The following is a 16,685-nucleotide window of genomic DNA, read 5'->3' on the forward strand; positions in this document are numbered from 1 at the left end:
GGTCACGCTGCGTCAACCGGCGGCACGCCCGTCGGCCGACGACCCGCCCGTCAACCGACGACCCGTCCGTTCAGCACGATCCGGCGCGGCGCCGCCAGGACGCGTACGTCGGCCCGGGGGTCCGTCTCGTACACCACCAGGTCGGCCGGGGCGCCCTCGTCGAGGCCGGGGCGGCCCAGCCAGGCGCGGGCCGCCCAGGTCGTCGCCGCGAGGGCGTCGGCGGCGGGCAGTCCGGCGGTGACCAGTTCCTCGACCTCGGCGGCGACCAGGCCGTGCGGCAGGGTGCCGCCGGCGTCGGTGCCGACGAACACCGGGATGCCGGCGTCGTAGGCGGAGCGGACGGTGTCGTAGCGGCGTTCGTGGAGCCGGCGCATATGGGCCGACCAGCGGGGGAACTTGGCCTCGCCGCCCTCGGCGAGCCTGGGGAAGGTGGCGATGTTGACCAGGGTGGGCACGATGGCGACGCCCCGCTCGGCGAACAGCGGGATCAGGTCATCGGTCAGGCCCGTGGCGTGCTCGATGCAGTCGATGCCGGACTCCACCAGGTCGCGCAGGGAGCTTTCGGCGAAGCAGTGGGCGGTGACGCGGGCGCCCAGGCGGTGGGCCTCGGCGATGGCCGCCCGGGCCGCCTCCCGGGGCCAGCTGGGGGCGAGGTCGCCGAGGTCGCGGTCGATCCAGTCGCCGACCAGCTTCACCCAGCCGTCGCCGCGCCGGGCCTCCCGGGCGACGTAGGCGACCAGGTCCTCGGGCTCGATCTCGTGGGCGTAGCCGCGCAGGTAGCGGCGGGTGCGGGCGATGTGCCGGCCCGCGCGGACGATCTTCGGGAGGTCCGCGCGGTCGTCGACCCAGCGGGTGTCGGAGGGCGAGCCGGCGTCGCGGATCAGCAGGGTGCCGGCCTCGCGGTCGGCGAGGGCCTGCTTTTCGGCCACGTCCTTGTCGACCGGCCCGTGCGCGCCGAGGCCGACGTGGCAGTGGGCGTCGACGAGGCCGGGCAGCGCCCAGCCCGTCACCGTGCGCACGTCGCGGGCGCCGGCGCCGGCGCCGGCGGGACGGTCGTAGGAGATACGGCCGTCCACGACCCACAGGTCGTCCCGGACGTCGTCGGGTCCGACCAGGATCCGGCCCCTGACATGCAGCACCGCTCGATCGTTCATGGACGGCACCTTAGCCAGGCCCCCGCGGGGTCACTGTTCCCAGGGTGGCGGGCCTTCGAAGGCGAGCATGTGCACGTCGAAGAGGACGGCGGCCTGCACGCCGAGGGCGGGTCCGGCCTGGTGGGCGGCCCAGGTGAGGAAGGGGCGGGGTTCGAAGGACCGGTCGCCGAGGCCCTTGGTGTACTCGGCGTGGGCGGCCAGGGAGGCGATGCCCCGTTCCAGCGGCTCGCCCGTGACGTCCACGCCGTGGGTGGGCCGCTCCGCACCGGCGAAGCACACGAAGCGGATGCCGCCCCAGGGTTCGAGGCCCTCGTCGGCGAGTTCGGGGAAGATCCACCGGTTGCCCGCGTCCCGGGCCGCGTCGAGCGCGGCGAGGCCCACCGCCCGGTGGTCGGCCTGGTTGACCAGGCCGCCGACCATGCGCACCGTGAACGCGCCCGAGACGAGCACCTGCGGGCGGTGGCGGCGGATCGCCCGCACGACGTCCCGGCGCAGGTCGAGGCCGTACTCCACGGTTCCGTCGCGGTGGTCGAGGAACTCGACCGTGTCCACGCCCACCTCACGCGCCCCCGCCCGCTCCTCGGCCTCGCGCAGCGGGCCGACCCGGTCCGGGTGCATCGCGTCGATGCCCGCCTCGCCGCGGGTGGCCAGGAGGTAGGTGACGTGCTTGCCCTGGGCCGTCCAGCGGGCCACGGCCGACGCCGTTCCGTACTCGATGTCGTCCGGGTGCGCGGCCACGGCCAGGCAGCGCTCCCAGTCCTCCGGCAACGGGGGCAGCGGCGCGGCGGCCGCGAAGCCGCCCGCCTCGTCGAGAGTCGTCATGGCCGAATGATGACGTTCCCGAGCTCTGGGCGAAAGGGGAATGTCTGTCCGGTTTTATCGGCTTTCGCCCACCTGGTCCGACGTCTCCTCCTCCACCTCGGCCATCGCGGGGTCGAGGAGGCGGGAGAGGAAGTGCCGGGTGCGTTCGTGCCGGGGGTTGCCGATGACCTGTTCGGGGCTGCCGTCCTCGACGATCACGCCGCCGTCCATGAAGACGACCCGGTCGGCGACCTCGCGGGCGAAGGTCATCTCGTGGGTGACGACCATCATGGTCATGCCCTCGTTCGCCAGCATGCGCATGACGGCGAGGACGTCCCCGACCAGTTCCGGGTCGAGGGCGGAGGTCGGCTCGTCGAAGAGCATCACCTCGGGTCCCATGGCGAGCGCCCGGGCGATGGCGACGCGCTGCTGCTGGCCGCCGGAGAGGGAGGCGGGGTAGGCGCCCGCCTTCTCCGCCAGGCCCACCCGCTCCAGGTTCTCGGCGGCGATCTTCGCGGCCTGCTCCTTGCCGCGCCCGAGCACCCGGCGCTGCGGCAGCGTGAGGTTCTCGGTCACGGTCAGGTGCGGGAAGAGGTTGAACTGCTGGAAGACCATGCCGATACGGCGGCGTACGGCGTCGATGTCGACGTCGGGATCGGTGAGTTCCGTGCCGCCGACGAACACCTGGCCCTCGGTGGGCTCTTCGAGCAGGTTGACGCAGCGCAGCAGCGTGGACTTGCCGGAGCCGGAGGGGCCGATGACGCACACGACCTCGCCCTGGCGGATCTCCAGGTCGATGCCCTTGAGGACCTCGTTGTCGCCGAAGGACTTGTGCAGGCCCCGGACTTCGATCTCTGCCATGGCACTCACTTCACGGCCTCCTGGGCCTTGGCCTCCATGCGGCGCACGACGAAGCCGAGCGGGATCGTGATCAGCAGGTAGCACAGGCCCGCGACCAGGATCGGCGTGGAGTTGGCGGTCGTACTGGCCAGGTCCCGGCCGAACTTGGACAGTTCGCGTTCCTCCAGGGTGACGCCGAGGAACAGCACCAGCGAGGAGTCCTTGAAGAGCAGGACGAGTTCGTTGGTCAGCGGCGGCAGGATGATCCGGAACGCCTGCGGGATGATGATCGAGACCATGGCCCGGGCGGGCGAGAAGCCCAGCGAACGGGCGGCTTCCATCTGTCCCTTGGGCACCGCCTGGATGCCGGCCCGGATCGTCTCCGCCATGTAGGCGGCGGCGACCAGGCCGAGCGCCAGCGCGACCTTGCCGTAGGTGCCGCCGGGGATCTCGGTGCCCGGGAAGGCCAGCGGGACGGCCACGCCGATGAAGATGAAGATGAGCAGGGCGGGCAGGCCGCGGAAGATCTCGATGTAGATCCCGGCGAGCCAGCGGTAGGGGCCGACCGAGGACAGCCGCATCAGTGCGACGACCATGCCGAGGGCCAGGCCGAAGGCGAAGCCGGACACGGTGTACAGCACCGTGTTCTTCAGCGCCAGGGTGATGATCTCGGGGAACATCTGTTCCGCGATGTCCGTCTGCGCGAACTGGTTCCGCAGCCGACCCCAGTCGGCCGCGGCCGCGAATCCGGCCACGGCCGCGGCGAAGACGACGTACTGGATGCCGCGTGACAGACGGCGCTTCTGACGCCGGGTCAGTCCCTTTTTCCTCGGCTGGAGTTGCCCGTTCTTCCTGGGCTGGAGCGGTGCGTCCGTATCCGTCATGAGGCGGACGGGGAAGCGGAGGCCGCCGACTCGTCGTACGGGCCGATCCACTGCTCGTAGATCTTCTTGTAGGTGCCGTCGGACTTGGCGTCCGCGATGGCCTTGTTGATGGCCTCGCGGAGCTTGTCGTTGCCCTTCTTCATCGTGAAGCCGTACTGCTCGCCGGTGTTGATCTGCTCGGCGACCTCGAAGGCGTCGGCGTTGGCCTTGTCCTTCAGCCAGCCCTGGACAACCGGGTAGTCGATGACGACGGCGTCGACCTGGCCGGTGCGCAGGCCGTTGAGGACGGCGTCGGAGGACTCGAAGGAGACCGGGTTCAGGCCCTTGCTCTTGGCGTAGTCCTCGCCGGTGGTCTGCGCCTGGGCGCCGACCTTCTTGCCCTTGAGGCCGGCGAAGGACGTGATGCCGCTGTCCTTGTCCGCGAGGACGGCCTGGGTGGCCTCGAAGTACGGGTCCGAGAAGTCGACGTTCTTCTTGCGCTCCTCGGTGATGGTCATGCCGGCCGCGGCCAGGTCGCACTGGCCGGCGTTGAGGGAGCCACCGGTCTTGAAGTTCTCGAACGGCTGGTCGACGATCTGCTGCTTCACCCCGAGGTCGTCGGCGACGAGGTCGATCAGGGCGACGTCGAAGCCCTGCACCTTGCCGTCGATCTCCGACTGGAAGGGCGGATAGGGCAGGTGGGTGCAGGTGGTGAGCTGCCCCGCCTTGACCAGTTCGACACCGCCGGCGGCGGTCTTCGTGCCGTTGCCGCTGCCGCCGTCGTCGTCGGAGGAGCAGCCGGCCACGAGCACCAGCCCGGCCGTCGCGGTGGTGGCGGCCAGAATGCGGGTCCGGCGCCCGAAGGTCGTCTTCACGGGGGAGCCTCCTGTGGGGGAACTAAGGGTTCCGATTATAAGGAGAAGTTTGAGGTCCTCAAATCAAACCCATGGCCTGGGGGCCGTTCGACCTAAGAACTCGGCGGTCGGAGGGGCGGAGGCAGCGGTCGGAGGGGCGGCGGCAGCGGCCGGATACCCTCGTCTGCGTCGACCCTCGTGAACGAAGAGAGCACCGCCGTGACCCACCCCTTCCTGGACCTCGCCCCGCTGAGCGCAGCGCAGTTCGCCTCGATCGAGGACCGGGTGGCGCGACTGCTGGGCACCGAGCAGGACGTCGTGATCATGCAGGGTGAGGCGCTGCTGCCGCTGGAGGGCGCGATCCGTGCCACCGCCGGTCCCGGCACGACCGCGCTGAACGTGATCACCGGCCCGTACGGGCAGACCTTCGGCGACTGGCTGCGGGACTGCGGCGCGACGGTGATCGATCTGGCGGTGCCGTTCCACACGGCGGTGACGGCGGAACAGATCCGTGCGGCCTTCGCCGAGCACCCGGAGATCGACTTCGTGTCGCTGGTGCATGCGGAGGCGGCGACCGGCAACACGAACCCGGTCGCGGAGATCGGTGAGGTGGTCCGGTCGCACGGCGCCCTGTTCTACCTGGACGCGGTCGCCTCGATCGGCGCGGAGCCGGTGCTGCCGGACGCGTGGGGCGTCGACCTGTGCGTGATCGGGGCGCAGAAGGCGATGGGCGGTCCGGCGGGCGTTTCGGCGGTGTCGGTGAGCGAGCGGGCGTGGGCCCGGATGGCGGCGAATCCGCGGGCGCCGCGTCGCTCGTACCTCTCCCTGCTGGACTGGAAGGAGCGCTGGATCGACGGTGGCCGGCGGGCGCTGCTGCACGCTCCGGCGCAGTTGGAGATGCTGGCGCTGGATGCCTGCGTGGCGCGGATCGAGGCGGACGGTCTCGACGCGGTGATGGGCCGCCATGGGCTCGCCGCGGCGGCCACGCGCGCGGGTGCGGTGGCGCTGGGCGGGGGGCTTGAGCCGTACGTGTACGAGGCGCGGGAGGCGGCCCCCGTCGCCACGACCCTGCGGACTCCGGCCGGGGTGGTGGCGTCGGAGCTGGTGGACGGCGCCCTTTCGGCCGACCCGACGCTGCCGCTGGCCGCGGGTGGGGGTGCGCTGGCCAAGGAGATGATCCGGGTCAATCACTACGGGGCCGACGCGACGGTGGAGACGGTACGGCGGTGTCTGGCGGCGCTGGGGGCGGGGCTTGCGGAGCGGGGGCTGGACGTGGATGCGGACGGGGCGGTGCGGGCTGTGGAGGGGGTCGGGCGGTAGTCGCGCGGGGGGATGCGGGCCCGGCTTATTTCGCCCCCGCCGCCCCTACCCGTCCCGTCCCCAGGGGCTCCGCCCCTTCGACCCCGCCAGGGGCTCCGCCCCCCTGGACCCCCGTTCGGCCTGAACGGCCTCGTCCTCAAACGCCGGACGGGCTGGATGTAGCGGCCGACGTCGGCGAGGGGCCCTCCACGGGTGGGTGGGGGATCGGGATGGCAACCGCCATGTCACGCTGGCCCTATGACTGCTGACGCGCGCCCCACCCTCCCCGATGGTCGTCCCGTTCCCCTCATGACCGGGCCGGAGCGGCCCATGTTGGAGAGTTGGCTGGACTTTCATCGGGCCACGCTGGAGGTGAAGTGTGCCGGGCTGGACGACGGGCAGGCGCGGGTCGCCTCGGCGGCGCCGTCGGAGCTGACGTTGTTGGGGCTGGTGCAGCATCTGGCGGAGGTGGAGCGGAACTGGTTCCGGCGGGCGTTCGGGGACGCCGGGCTGCCGCCCGTGTTCGACGAGGCCACCGGGTACCGGCTCAGTCCGGAACGGGGGCTCGACGAGGCGCTGTCGGTGTGGCGGCGGGAGATCGAGCGCGGCCGGGAGGTGTGCGCGGGGCGCTCGCTGGACGACGTGGGGCACATTCCGGACGAGGGGCCGATGGGCGGGGCGGAGATCAGCCTGCGCTGGGTGTTCCTGCACATGATCGAGGAGTACGCCCGCCACAACGGACATGCCGACATCCTGCGCGAGCGTATCGACGGGGTTATCGGATTCTGAATTCGGCGTAATTCTGGAATTCTTTTCCAGCTTTTCCAGGGCAGCTTCCCATTATCTTCTGCCCGGTTTCGCGGAGGCTAAACACAAAGATTTAGCGAACGTCAAACGGAGTAATTCGGACAGATCTCGCGCGGATTACACGACTGTGACGCGTCCCACAGTGCGCCCGTTATGCGGCTTATGCAACGCACAAAACCACACATATCACCCCTCGCGCGAATAACATATCGGTCCCGTATACGTAACCCCACACGGCCATGCATTTTTGAATTTTGCTCGGTAAGTTCAATTCGCATGACTGCCGCACAAGCAGACCTGCAAATCGACCGGCCGACGGTGGCAGACGGCGCCGCACTGTGGCGGATCGCCAGAGACTCCAAGGCCCTCGACCTCAACTCGTCCTACAGCTATCTGCTGTGGTGCCGCGACTTCGCCGGCACCTCGGCGGTCGCCCGCGACGAGCACGGGGAGCCGGTCGGCTTCGTCACCGGATACGTACGGCCCGACCACCCCCGCACCCTGCTCGTCTGGCAGGTGGCGGTGGACGACGCCCACCGCGGGCGAGGCGTCGCCGCCTCGCTGCTCGACGGGCTCGTCGCACGGATCGGCGCCGAGCGCGGTCTCAGCACCGTCGAGACCACGATCACGCCGGGCAACACCGCCTCCGAGCGGCTGTTCACCGCGTTCGCCGAGCGGCACGGCGCGCGCCTGGAGCGCGAGGTGCTGTTCGGCACCGGCCTGTTCCCCGACGGGCCGCACGACCCCGAAGTCCTGTACCGCATCGGTCCCCTCTCCCTCTGACCTCCCCACGTACCGAGGAGCGATTCGTCGTGACCATCACCCAGCCCGACCTCAGCGTCTTCCAGACCCTGGAGTCCGAGGTGCGCAGCTACTGCCGAGGCTGGCCCACCGTCTTCGACCGTGCGCGCGGCAGCCGCATGCACGACGAGGACGGCCACGAGTACCTGGACTTCTTCGCCGGGGCTGGCTCACTGAACTACGGGCACAACAACCCCGTCCTGAAACGGGCGTTGATCGACTACCTGGAGCGGGACGGCGTCACGCACGGGCTCGACATGTCCACCAGCGCCAAGCGCGCCTTCCTGCAGACCTTCCAGGACCTGGTGCTGCGCCCGCGCGACCTGCCGTACAAGGTCATGTTCCCGGGCCCGACCGGCACCAACGCCGTGGAGGCCGCGCTGAAACTGGCGCGGAAGGTGAAGGGGCGCGAGGCGATCGTGTCGTTCACCAACGCCTTCCACGGGATGTCGCTGGGCTCGCTCGCGGTGACCGGCAACGCCTTCAAGCGGGCCGGGGCCGGGATCCCGCTCGTGCACGGCACGCCGATGCCGTTCGACAACTACTTCGACGGGACCGTCCCGGACTTCCTGTGGTTCGAGCGGCTGCTGGAGGACCAGGGCTCCGGGCTCAACAAGCCCGCCGCCGTGATCGTGGAGACCGTGCAGGGCGAGGGCGGCATCAACGTGGCCCGGCCCGACTGGCTGCGCGCGCTCGCCGAACTGTGCGAGCGCCAGGACATGCTGCTCATCGTCGACGACATCCAGATGGGCTGCGGGCGGACCGGGGCGTTCTTCTCCTTCGAGGAGGCCGGCATCACCCCGGACATCGTCACCGTGTCCAAGTCCATCAGCGGCTACGGACTGCCCATGTCGCTGTGCCTGTTCAAGCCCGAGCTGGACATCTGGGAGCCGGGCGAGCACAACGGCACCTTCCGCGGCAACAACCCCGCCTTCGTCACGGCGACCGCGGCCCTGGAGACGTACTGGGCCGACGGCTCCGCGATGGAGAAGCAGACCCGCGCCCGCGGCGAGCAGGTCGAGCAGGCGCTGATCTCCATCACCGAGGAGAACCTCTCCGACGTGAAGGAGTACCGCGGCCGGGGTCTTGTGTGGGGCCTGGAGTTCCACGACAAGGACCGCGCGGACCGGGTCGCCAAGCGCGCCTTCGAACTCGGGCTGCTCATCGAGACCTCCGGTCCCGAGGGCGAGGTCGTCAAGCTGCTGCCCGCGCTCACCATCACCCCCGAAGAGCTCGACGAGGGCCTGCGCGTCCTCGCCCGTGCCGTACGAGAAACCGTCTGATCAGGAGGCGTCCAGAACCGTGATCGTCCGTTCGTTCAAGGACATCGAAGGCACCGACCGGCATGTGAAGGCCGCATCCGGCACGTGGGAGAGCAAACGCATCGTCCTCGCCAAGGAGCGGGTCGGCTTCTCGCTGCACGAGACGATCCTCTACGCGGGTACGGAGACGTCGATGTGGTACGCGAACCACATCGAGGCCGTCGTCTGCGTGGAGGGCGAGGCCGAGCTGACCGACCACGAGACCGGGCTGACCCACACGATCACGCCCGGGACCATGTACCTGCTGGACGGTCACGAGCGGCACACGCTGCGGGTCAAGGAGGACTTCCGCTGCATCTGCGTGTTCAACCCGCCCGTCACCGGCCGGGAGGACCACGACGAGAACGGCGTGTATCCGCTGCTCACCGAGCCCGAGGAGGTGTGACGCATCATGACGATGACTGATCTGTACCCCAGCCGCGGCGCCACCGAGGTGTCGATCCCGCGCCAGGACCCGGTGGTGTGGTCGCCGCCGGACGCGCCCGGCCCGATCTCCGGCCCCGATCTCCAGTCCTACGAGCGCGACGGCTTCCTCGCCGTCGAGCAGCTCATCACCGACGACGAGGTGGCGGTCTACCGGCGGGAGCTGGAGCGGCTCGTCACCGACCCGGCGATCCGGGCCGACGAGCGGTCGATCATCGAGCCGAAGTCCAAGGAGATCCGGTCCGTCTTCGAGGTGCACCGGATCAGCGAGGCGTTCGCCGCGCTGGTGCGCGACGAACGGGTCGTCGGGCGGGCCCGGCAGATCCTCGGCTCGGACGTGTACGTCCACCAGTCGCGGATCAACGTCAAGCCGGGCTTCGGGGCCAGCGGCTTCTACTGGCACTCGGACTTCGAGACCTGGCACGCCGAGGACGGCCTGCCGAACATGCGCACGGTGTCCGTCTCGATCGCGCTGACCGAGAACTACGACACCAACGGCGGGCTCATGATCATGCCCGGCTCGCACAAGACCTTCCTCGGGTGCGCGGGGGCCACGCCGAAGGACAACTACAAGCAGTCCCTGCAGATGCAGGACGCGGGGACGCCGTCCGACGAGGCACTGACCGCGATGGCCTCGCAGTACGGCATCAAGTTGTTCACCGGCCGGGCCGGTTCGGCGACCTGGTTCGACTGCAACTGCATGCACGGGTCCGGCGACAACATCACGCCGTTCCCGCGCAGCAACGTCTTCATCGTGTTCAACAGCGTGGAGAACGCGGCGGTCGAGCCGTTCGCCGCCCCGGTACGGCGGCCCGAGTTCATCGGCGCCCGGGACTTCACGCCCGTCAAGTAGTCAGCTCCCGTCAAGCAGTCCGTTCCGCCAAGCAGTCCGCTCGCGTCAAGCAGTCCGCTCCCGGCAAGCAGTCCGCTCCGCGCCGGGGTTCAGGAGGACAGGGCCTTCAGCAGGAGGTCCACGTCGGCGGGCGTGTTGTAGAGGTGGAAGGACGCCCGGAGATTGCCGGCCCGGTCGGACACCTCGATGCCGGCCCGGCCCAACTCGGGCTGGCGGTGGCCCAGTCCGGGGACGGAGACGATCGCCGAACCGGGTGCCGGGACGGGTTCGTGGCCGAGGTCGGCGAGCCCGGCGCGGAAGCGGTCGGCGAGGGCACGGTCGTGGGCGTGCACGGCGTCCACGCCGAGCTCCTCGATCAGGGAGAGCGAGGCGCGCAGTCCGGCGAGGGTGAACAGGGCGGGGCTCACGTCGAACCGGCGGGCGGAGCGGGCGAGTTCCCGGACGGGGCCGTAGCAGCTCTCCCAGGGCACCTCGCCGGCGATCCACCCGGCGGACAGCGGGGTGAGCCCGCCGAAGTCCTGCGGGACGACGAAGAACGAGGTGCCGTGCGGGCCCAGGAGCCACTTGAAGCCGACGGCGGCGACGAAGTCGTGGGCGTCGGCGTCCAGGGGCAGCCAGCCGGCCGACTGGGAGGCGTCGACGTAGGTCCGGGCGCCGTGCCTGCGCGCCGCCTCCCCGATGGCGGTCAGGTCGGCGAGGCGGCCGTCGGCGGACTGCACGGTGCTGACCGCGACGAGTGCGGTGCCGGGGCGGACGGACTCGGCGAGCCGCTCCAGGGGCACGGTCCGCACCTTGAGGTCGGCGCGCATGTGGAAGGGGTTCACCAGGGAGGCGAAGTCGGCCTCCGCGGTGAGGACTTCGGCACCGGCGGGCAGCGAGGCGGCGATCAGCCCGCCCAGTTCGGCGACCGAGGCCCCGGCCGCGACCCGCTCGACCGGCACGCCGGCCAGCCGGGCGAAGGCGGTCCGGGCCGCCTCGACGTCCTCGTACAGGGAGCCGAGCGGCCGTCCTTCGGCCCGCATCCGCATCGCGCTGTGCACGGCGGTCACGGTGCGGGCCGGCAGGAGGCCGTTGCTCGCGGTGTTGAGGAAGGTGCTCTCCGGGGCGAACTCTGCGCGGACGAGGCTCTCGAAGGTCTCCATGGGACCACTCTGCGTCCCGTGGAACTCCCCGTCCATTGCGATTTTTTACGTGGTTTCGCTAAGCAACCCTTATACGTCCGCCCCGACCTGCGGTTTTCAGCTCTGCTGCGGCACCGCGCATCCGTCGGGACCGCACGCGTCCGCCTCGCCCCGGTCGATCAGCGTGAGCGGGGAGTGCTCGGCCCACGCCTGGGCCAGGGCCTGGGAGAAGACGTCGGCGGGCTGGGCGCCGGAGACGCCGTACTTGCGGTCGATGACGAAGAAGGGCACGCCGGTCGCACCGAGCTGGGCGGCCTCGCGCTCGTCGGCGCGGACGTCGTCGGCGTAGGCCTCGGCGTCGGCGAGCACCGCACGGGCGGCGTCCGCGTCCAGGCCCGCGGTGACGGCCAGCGCCACCAGGCGCTCGTCGTCGCCGAAGACGGAGGCCTTCTCGGCGAAGTTCGCCTCGTACAGGGCCTGGATCAGCTCGCCCTGGCGGCCCTGCTCCTTGGCGAAGTGCAGCAGGCGGTGCATGTCGAAGGTGTTGCCGTGGTCGCGGCCGCGGGTGCGGTAGCCGAGGCCCTCGGCGGCGGCCTGGGCGCCCACGTTGTCCTCGGCGGCCTGGGCCTGCGCCTCGCTCATGCCGTACTTCTTGGCGAGCATGGGAATCACGGGGCCGGTGTCGTCCTTGGCGCGGCCGGGGTCCAGCTCGAAGGAGCGGTGCACCACCTCGACCCGGTCGTGGTGTGGGAAGGCCGCGAGCGCCTTCTCGAAGCGGGCCTTGCCCACGTAGCACCAGGGGCAGGCGATGTCGCTCCAGATCTCGACGCGCATGTTCTCGGCTCTCTCCACTCGGACGGATGCGGAGACGGCCTCCGCAAAAGTGGATGAACGTTCAAGCGACCTGCTTCATTCCCTTCTGCACTCCCCTCTTCATTCCCGTCTGCACGCCCCTCTTCGTTCCCACCTTCATTCCCATCCGGCTGAACTGCGTCCGGTAGGCGCTCGGGGTCAGCCCGGTGCGGCGCACCAGGTGGGCGCGGAGCGAGTCGGCGGTGCCCAGGCCGCAGGCGCGGGCCACCTGGTCCATGGGGAGCGTGGTGGTCTCCAGCAGTTCCTTGGCCCGCTCGACGCGCTGGTGCAGCAGCCACTGCAGGGGGCTCACCCCGCTCTCGGCGTGGAAGCGGCGGGTGAGGGTGCGCACGCTCACCCCCGCGTGCCGGGCCAGGTCGGTGAGGGTGAGCGGCTTGTCGAGGTTGCGCATGGCCCAGCCGCGGGTGTCGGCGCAGGCGGTGCCGCGCTCGGGCGGCAGCGGGGTCTGGGTGAACTGGGTCTGGCCGCCGGGCCGGACCGGGGCGACCAGGGCGAGGCGGGCCACCTCGTTGGCTACGGCGGCGCCGTAGTCGGTGCGGATGATGTGCAGGCACATGTCGATGCCGGCCGCGTAGCCGGAGGCGGTGAGGATCTGGCCGTCCTGCACGTAGAGGACGTCGCCCTTGACGTCGAGCGCCGGGTAGCGCTCGCGCAGCTCCTGGGTGAGCTGCCAGTACGTGGTGGCGCTGCGGCCGTCGAGCAGGCCGGCCTCGGCGAGCACGAAGGCGCCGCTGCAGATGGAGGCGACGCGCTTGCCGGCCGCCGCGGCCGCGCGGACGGCGGCGACGGTGCGCGGCTCCGGCTCGAACCGCTCGCCGGTGCCCGCGACGAGCACGGTGTCGGCGTCGTCGAGGATCTCAAGGCCCTTGCCGACGTGCAGGTCCAGGCCCCCGGTCGTGACGATCGTCCCCGGCTCGGGCGTGCAGACGGTCACCTCGTAGCCGGGCACGCCGTCCACGTACGTCCGCTCGAAGAACAGCTCCGGGATGGCGAGGTTGAACATCGACACCCGGAAGGGGGCGATGACGGCGACTCGGTGCATGGCCAGAACCTCCGGACGTATGGCATTCGGGCCACTACTGTACGCCGCGCGTGATCCGCAGCATGGGGGCATGTCAACGAAGCAGACCGTCCAACTGCCGGAAACTCCTCTCCCGTTGCCCGCGAAGCGGCCCTCCCCCGCGCTCACCCTGACCGCCGCCCTCCTCGGCTTCGGGCTGATCTGCCTCGACGCCTCCGTGGTGAACGTCGCCCTGCCCGCGATCGGCGGCTCCTTCGACAGCGGGATGTCCGGCTTGCAGTGGGTGGTGGACGCCTACACGCTGCCCTTCGCCGCGCTGATGCTCTCCACCGGCGCCTTCTCGGACCGCGCCGGGGCGAGCCGGGCGTACGCGCTCGGCACCGCGGTGTTCACGCTGGCCTCGGTGGCCTGCGGACTCGCCCCGAACCTGCCGGTGCTGCTCGGTGCGCGGGCGGTGCAGGGCATGGCGGCGGCGGTCGTGCTCCCGGCCTCGCTGGCGCTGGTGCGGCAGGCGTTCCCCGACCCGGCGGGGCGGGCCCGGGCGGTGGCCGCGTGGGCGGCGGGCGGTTCGGCGGCGGTGGCGCTCGGCCCGGTGGCGGGCGGGGCGCTCACCACGGCCTGGGACTGGCGCGGGATCTTCTTCGTCAACCTGCCGGTCGGACTGCTGATCCTGGCCCTGCTGGTGCGGGCCCCGCGCTCGGAGCGCCGTCCGGCGCCGCTGGACGTTCCGGGCCAGGTGACGGCGGCGCTGGCGCTGACGTCGGTGGCGTTCGCGGTGATCGAGGGCGGGACGGCGGGCTGGGCGGCCCTGGCGGTCGGCGTCGCCGCCGCCGTGGCGTTCCTCCGTGTCGAGTCCCGGCACGCGCACCCGGTGGTGCCGCTCGGGCTCTTCCGCGACCGGACGGTGACGGCGGCGGTGGCGGCGGGAGCGGCGGTCAGCGTGGCCTTCTACAGCCTGGTGTTCGTCTTCTCGCTCTTCTTCCAGCAGGTCCAGGGGCTGTCCGCGCTGCACGCGGGCCTGATGTTCCTGCCAATGACCGGGCTGATCGCGGTGACGAACGTGGTGGCGGGCAAGCTCGCGGGACGCCACGGCCCGCGCCTGCCCATGCTGGCGGGCCAGGCGCTGGCCGTCGTGGGCCTGCTGGTCCTGCTCTACGTCGACGCCGGCACGCCTCCGGCCCTGGTGGCCGTGCTCCTGGTGCCGATGGCGCTGGGCTGCGCGCTGACGGTGCCGCCGCTGACCGCGGCGATGATGGACGCGGTCCCCGCCGAGCGGGCGGGGCTGGCGGCCGGGGTGCTCAACGCGGCGCGGCAGGTGGCCGGAGGGCTGGGGATCGCCGTGTTCGGCGCGCTGGTCTCCGACGGGTTCGCGGCGGGCATGCGGTGGAGCCTGGCCATCAGCGCGGCCCTGCTCCTGACGACGTTCCTGCTCAGCTTCCGTCTCTCAGGTCGCTCGGTCCGCCCGGCCTGAACTCCAGGTGGTCGTAGGTCACCACGCACCCCTCCCCCATCGGCGACTGGGCCATGAAGCCGACGAGGGCCGCGCCGGTCTCCTTCTCGTCGGCCAGGGTGAAGAGGCGGACGAAGGTCCAGTGGTGGCCGTCGTGGGAGGCGTGGAAGGCGAAGGCGCGTCCGGTGCGGCTCACTCGTAGCCAGACCGAATCGCCCTCCACCGTCCAGGAGTTCGCGTCGTCGGAGTGTCCCCGGGTGACCACCGTGCAGACGGTGGGCACGTCCGGGGAGTACTCCAGACAGAGCTTGGCCCAGGCCCGTTCCCCGACATGGACGTAGAGCACCCCGGCGTCGAAGGCCCCGGCGAACCCGACGGTGACCCGGGCGACGAGCCGGAAGTCCCCCTCGGGGGCGCCCAGCAGCCGCGGCGCGTCGGAGGCGGGGTCCAGCGCCTCGCCGGTGGGCGGCACGAAGCGGTCCTGCCGGGAGCCTGCCCGGCCGGTGAGCACGCCGCCCTCGTAGGACCAGTGACCGTCGGGACCGTGGGCGCGCAGCGGGAAGGGGAGTTCCGGGAGCTCTACGTCCATCGCGGGGTCAGCGCTCCAGACGGCCGTTGAAACGCCGGGGCAGGCCCAGGGGGTTGTCGTCCTTCAGCTCCGGCGGGAGCAGGGCCTCGGGGGCGCCCTGGTAGGCGACCGGTCGCAGCCACCGCTCGATCGCCGTGCCGCCGACGGACGTGGAGGTGGACGTGGTCGCCGGGTACGGGCCGCCGTGGTGCTGGGCGGGGGCCACGGCCACGCCCGTCGGCCAGCCGTTCACCAGGACGCGGCCGGCCAGCGGGGTCAGCTCCGCGAGCAGTTCGGGGCCGCGGCCCTTGCCCTCCGCCTCCTCCGAGGACACGTGAACGGTCGCCGTGAGGTTGCCCGGCAGCCGCGACAGCACGGTCTTCGCCTCGTCCTCGTCGGCGTAGCGGGCGACGACGGTGACGGGCCCGAAGCACTCCTCCAGGAGCAGGTCGTAGGCGCCCTCGGCGGCCAGCCGGTCCGCCGGCACCGTGAGGAAGCCCGCGCTCACCGTGTGCTCGCTGCCGGCGCCCGGGGTCACGGGCGTCTCCACGTCGGGCAGTTCGGCGCGCTCGGCGACCCCGGCGACGAAGTTGTCCCGCATGCGGTGGTCCAGCAGGACACCCGCGTCGGTGTTGCTGACCGCGTCCGTCAGGGACTTGAGGAGCCGGTCGCCCGCGTCGCCGGCCGGGGCCAGCACCAGACCGGGCTTCACGCAGAACTGGCCGACGCCCAGGGTCATGGAGCCCGCGAGCCCCGCGCCGATGGCCTCCGCGCGCTCGGCGGCGGCGGCCTCCGTGACCAGCACGGGGTTCAGGGAGCCCAGCTCGCCGTGGAAGGGGATCGGGACCGGACGGGCGGCCGCCGCGTCGAAGAGGGCACGCCCGCCCCGTACCGAACCGGTGAAGCCGGCCGCCGCGACCAGCGGGTGCCTGATCAGCTCGATGCCGGCCTCGAAGCCGTGGACGAGACCGACCACGCCCTCGGGGACGCCGTGCTCGGCGGCGGCCGTGCGCAGCACCTTGGCGACCAGCTCGGACAGGCCGGGGTGGTCGGGGTGGGCCTTGACGACGACCGGGCAGCCCGCGCCGAGCGCGCTCGCGGTGTCGCCGCCGGCGACGGAGAAGGCGAAGGGGAAGTTCGAGGCCGAGTACACGGCGACGACCCCGAGGGGCACCTTGTAGCGGCGCAGGTCCGGGATGGGCGGGGTCGCGGTGTCGTCGGGGTGGTTGATCACGACGTCGAGGAAGGCGCCCTCGTCGACGATGTCGGCGAAGGCCCGCAACTGGTAGCAGGTGCGGGCGAGTTCGCCGGTGAGCCGGACCGGCCCGAGCGCGGTCTCGGCGTCGGCCGCCTCGACGAGCTGCTCCTTGGCGCCCTCCAGCTTCTCGGCGGCCGTGCGCAGGAAGGCGGCGCGGACCGTGCGGTCGGCCAGGGCCGCGCGGGCGTCGTGCGCGGCGCGGACGGCGGCGTCCACCTCCTGGGCCGTGGCCTCCACCGCAACCTGCTCGCGCTGCTTCCCGGTACGGGGGTCGACACTCCAGACTGGTGCTGCTGCCACCGCAGGTCCCTCCACACATGTCATGCCGCAGTACGGGTCATCCACCAGGGTCGTTCGATATACTGAACATCGTCTCT

General features: G+C 71.4%; 17 protein-coding genes. 7 read left to right on the forward strand and 10 right to left on the reverse strand.

Annotated features, from left to right (window positions below; translation table 11 throughout):
- Positions 1-50 precede the first annotated feature (50 nt).
- Genes ICC28_RS27825 through ICC28_RS27845 form a run of 5 tightly spaced genes read right to left on the reverse strand, consistent with a single transcriptional unit; the run spans position 51 to position 4,533 of the window.
- Complete coding sequence (locus tag ICC28_RS27825; RefSeq protein ID WP_188291479.1) at positions 51-1,154, reverse strand: amidohydrolase family protein; 1,104 nt, start codon at positions 1,152-1,154, stop codon at positions 51-53.
- A 30-nt stretch (positions 1,155-1,184) separates the two neighbouring features.
- The gene (locus ICC28_RS27830; RefSeq protein WP_188291480.1) at positions 1,185-1,976 is read right to left on the reverse strand and encodes a PIG-L deacetylase family protein; all 792 of its coding nucleotides are present in this window, start codon (positions 1,974-1,976) and stop codon (positions 1,185-1,187) included.
- A gap of 54 nt (positions 1,977-2,030) precedes the next feature.
- Positions 2,031-2,816 (reverse strand): amino acid ABC transporter ATP-binding protein, encoded by a 786-nt coding sequence (locus ICC28_RS27835; protein WP_188291481.1) that lies wholly within the window; start codon positions 2,814-2,816, stop codon positions 2,031-2,033.
- Between the two features lie 5 nt (positions 2,817-2,821).
- Positions 2,822-3,679 (reverse strand): amino acid ABC transporter permease, encoded by an 858-nt coding sequence (locus ICC28_RS27840; protein ID WP_188291482.1) that lies wholly within the window; start codon positions 3,677-3,679, stop codon positions 2,822-2,824.
- Positions 3,676-4,533, reverse strand: a complete 858-nt coding sequence (locus ICC28_RS27845; RefSeq protein WP_188291483.1) for an ABC transporter substrate-binding protein — start codon at positions 4,531-4,533, stop codon at positions 3,676-3,678. The genes ICC28_RS27840 and ICC28_RS27845 overlap by 4 nt, the downstream gene beginning before the upstream one ends.
- 198 nt (positions 4,534-4,731) lie before the next feature.
- Here ICC28_RS27845 and ICC28_RS27850 point away from each other — a divergent pair, with 198 nt between their 5' ends.
- The 6 genes from ICC28_RS27850 to thpD all read left to right on the forward strand — a co-directional run bounded on the left by ICC28_RS27850 (position 4,732) and on the right by thpD (position 10,017).
- Positions 4,732-5,832, forward strand: coding sequence for a pyridoxal-phosphate-dependent aminotransferase family protein (locus ICC28_RS27850; protein ID WP_188291484.1), 1,101 nt, complete (start codon positions 4,732-4,734; stop codon positions 5,830-5,832).
- Positions 5,833-6,069: 237 nt separating this feature from the next.
- A complete protein-coding gene (locus ICC28_RS27855; protein WP_188291485.1) occupies positions 6,070-6,600 on the forward strand; it encodes a DinB family protein in 531 nt (176 codons plus the stop codon).
- A 294-nt stretch (positions 6,601-6,894) separates the two neighbouring features.
- On the forward strand, positions 6,895-7,401 hold the full coding sequence (ectA, locus tag ICC28_RS27860; protein WP_188291486.1) for a diaminobutyrate acetyltransferase: 507 nt from the start codon (positions 6,895-6,897) through the stop codon (positions 7,399-7,401).
- A 29-nt stretch (positions 7,402-7,430) separates the two neighbouring features.
- Entirely contained in the window at positions 7,431-8,702 is a 1,272-nt protein-coding gene (gene ectB / locus ICC28_RS27865; protein ID WP_188291487.1) for a diaminobutyrate--2-oxoglutarate transaminase, read from the forward strand.
- 19 nt (positions 8,703-8,721) lie between these two features.
- A complete protein-coding gene (locus tag ICC28_RS27870; protein WP_188291488.1) occupies positions 8,722-9,126 on the forward strand; it encodes an ectoine synthase in 405 nt (134 codons plus the stop codon).
- A 6-nt stretch (positions 9,127-9,132) separates the two neighbouring features.
- Positions 9,133-10,017: an ectoine hydroxylase gene (gene thpD, locus ICC28_RS27875; RefSeq protein ID WP_188291489.1), complete on the forward strand. Its 885-nt coding sequence runs from the start codon at positions 9,133-9,135 to the stop codon at positions 10,015-10,017.
- Between the two features lie 89 nt (positions 10,018-10,106).
- Here thpD and ICC28_RS27880 read toward each other — a convergent pair whose 3' ends face one another.
- The 3 genes from ICC28_RS27880 to ICC28_RS27890 form a co-directional block, all read right to left on the reverse strand.
- Positions 10,107-11,159: an aminotransferase class V-fold PLP-dependent enzyme gene (locus ICC28_RS27880; protein ID WP_188291490.1), complete on the reverse strand. Its 1,053-nt coding sequence runs from the start codon at positions 11,157-11,159 to the stop codon at positions 10,107-10,109.
- 96 nt (positions 11,160-11,255) lie between these two features.
- Positions 11,256-11,972, reverse strand: a complete 717-nt coding sequence (locus tag ICC28_RS27885; protein WP_188291491.1) for a DsbA family oxidoreductase — start codon at positions 11,970-11,972, stop codon at positions 11,256-11,258.
- 61 nt (positions 11,973-12,033) lie between these two features.
- On the reverse strand, positions 12,034-13,053 hold the full coding sequence (locus tag ICC28_RS27890; protein ID WP_223189640.1) for a GlxA family transcriptional regulator: 1,020 nt from the start codon (positions 13,051-13,053) through the stop codon (positions 12,034-12,036).
- 70 nt (positions 13,054-13,123) lie between these two features.
- Between ICC28_RS27890 and ICC28_RS27895 the strand changes: the two genes are divergently transcribed.
- Positions 13,124-14,503 (forward strand): MFS transporter, encoded by a 1,380-nt coding sequence (locus ICC28_RS27895; protein WP_188291492.1) that lies wholly within the window; start codon positions 13,124-13,126, stop codon positions 14,501-14,503.
- Here ICC28_RS27895 and ICC28_RS27900 read toward each other — a convergent pair.
- Positions 14,463-15,071, reverse strand: coding sequence for a DUF1349 domain-containing protein (locus tag ICC28_RS27900; protein ID WP_188291493.1), 609 nt, complete (start codon positions 15,069-15,071; stop codon positions 14,463-14,465). The two genes, ICC28_RS27895 and ICC28_RS27900, sit on opposite strands and share 41 nt — an antisense overlap.
- Before the next feature lie 7 nt (positions 15,072-15,078).
- Positions 15,079-16,608: an aldehyde dehydrogenase (NADP(+)) gene (locus ICC28_RS27905; RefSeq protein WP_188291494.1), complete on the reverse strand. Its 1,530-nt coding sequence runs from the start codon at positions 16,606-16,608 to the stop codon at positions 15,079-15,081.
- Positions 16,609-16,685: the final 77 nt, after the last annotated feature.

The organism is Streptomyces sp. TRM68416 (assembly GCF_014596915.1).
In the GTDB taxonomy this organism is placed as follows: domain Bacteria; phylum Actinomycetota; class Actinomycetes; order Streptomycetales; family Streptomycetaceae; genus Streptomyces.

What these genes read in the sequence shown, in the direction of transcription:
- ICC28_RS27825 (WP_188291479.1), bottom strand. Translation starts at nt 1,154, where the DNA reads ATGAACGATCGAGCGGTGCTGCATGTCAGGGGCCGGATCCTGGTCGGA.
- ICC28_RS27830 (WP_188291480.1), bottom strand. Translation starts at nt 1,976, where the DNA reads ATGACGACTCTCGACGAGGCGGGCGGCTTCGCGGCCGCCGCGCCGCTG.
- ICC28_RS27835 (WP_188291481.1), bottom strand. Translation starts at nt 2,816, where the DNA reads ATGGCAGAGATCGAAGTCCGGGGCCTGCACAAGTCCTTCGGCGACAAC.
- ICC28_RS27840 (WP_188291482.1), bottom strand. Translation starts at nt 3,679, where the DNA reads ATGACGGATACGGACGCACCGCTCCAGCCCAGGAAGAACGGGCAACTC.
- ICC28_RS27855 (WP_188291485.1), top strand. Translation starts at nt 6,070, where the DNA reads ATGACTGCTGACGCGCGCCCCACCCTCCCCGATGGTCGTCCCGTTCCC.
- ectA (WP_188291486.1), top strand. Translation starts at nt 6,895, where the DNA reads ATGACTGCCGCACAAGCAGACCTGCAAATCGACCGGCCGACGGTGGCA.
- thpD (WP_188291489.1), top strand. Translation starts at nt 9,133, where the DNA reads ATGACGATGACTGATCTGTACCCCAGCCGCGGCGCCACCGAGGTGTCG.
- ICC28_RS27880 (WP_188291490.1), bottom strand. Translation starts at nt 11,159, where the DNA reads ATGGAGACCTTCGAGAGCCTCGTCCGCGCAGAGTTCGCCCCGGAGAGC.
- ICC28_RS27885 (WP_188291491.1), bottom strand. Translation starts at nt 11,972, where the DNA reads ATGCGCGTCGAGATCTGGAGCGACATCGCCTGCCCCTGGTGCTACGTG.
- ICC28_RS27890 (WP_223189640.1), bottom strand. Translation starts at nt 13,053, where the DNA reads ATGCACCGAGTCGCCGTCATCGCCCCCTTCCGGGTGTCGATGTTCAAC.
- ICC28_RS27895 (WP_188291492.1), top strand. Translation starts at nt 13,124, where the DNA reads ATGTCAACGAAGCAGACCGTCCAACTGCCGGAAACTCCTCTCCCGTTG.
- ICC28_RS27900 (WP_188291493.1), bottom strand. Translation starts at nt 15,071, where the DNA reads ATGGACGTAGAGCTCCCGGAACTCCCCTTCCCGCTGCGCGCCCACGGT.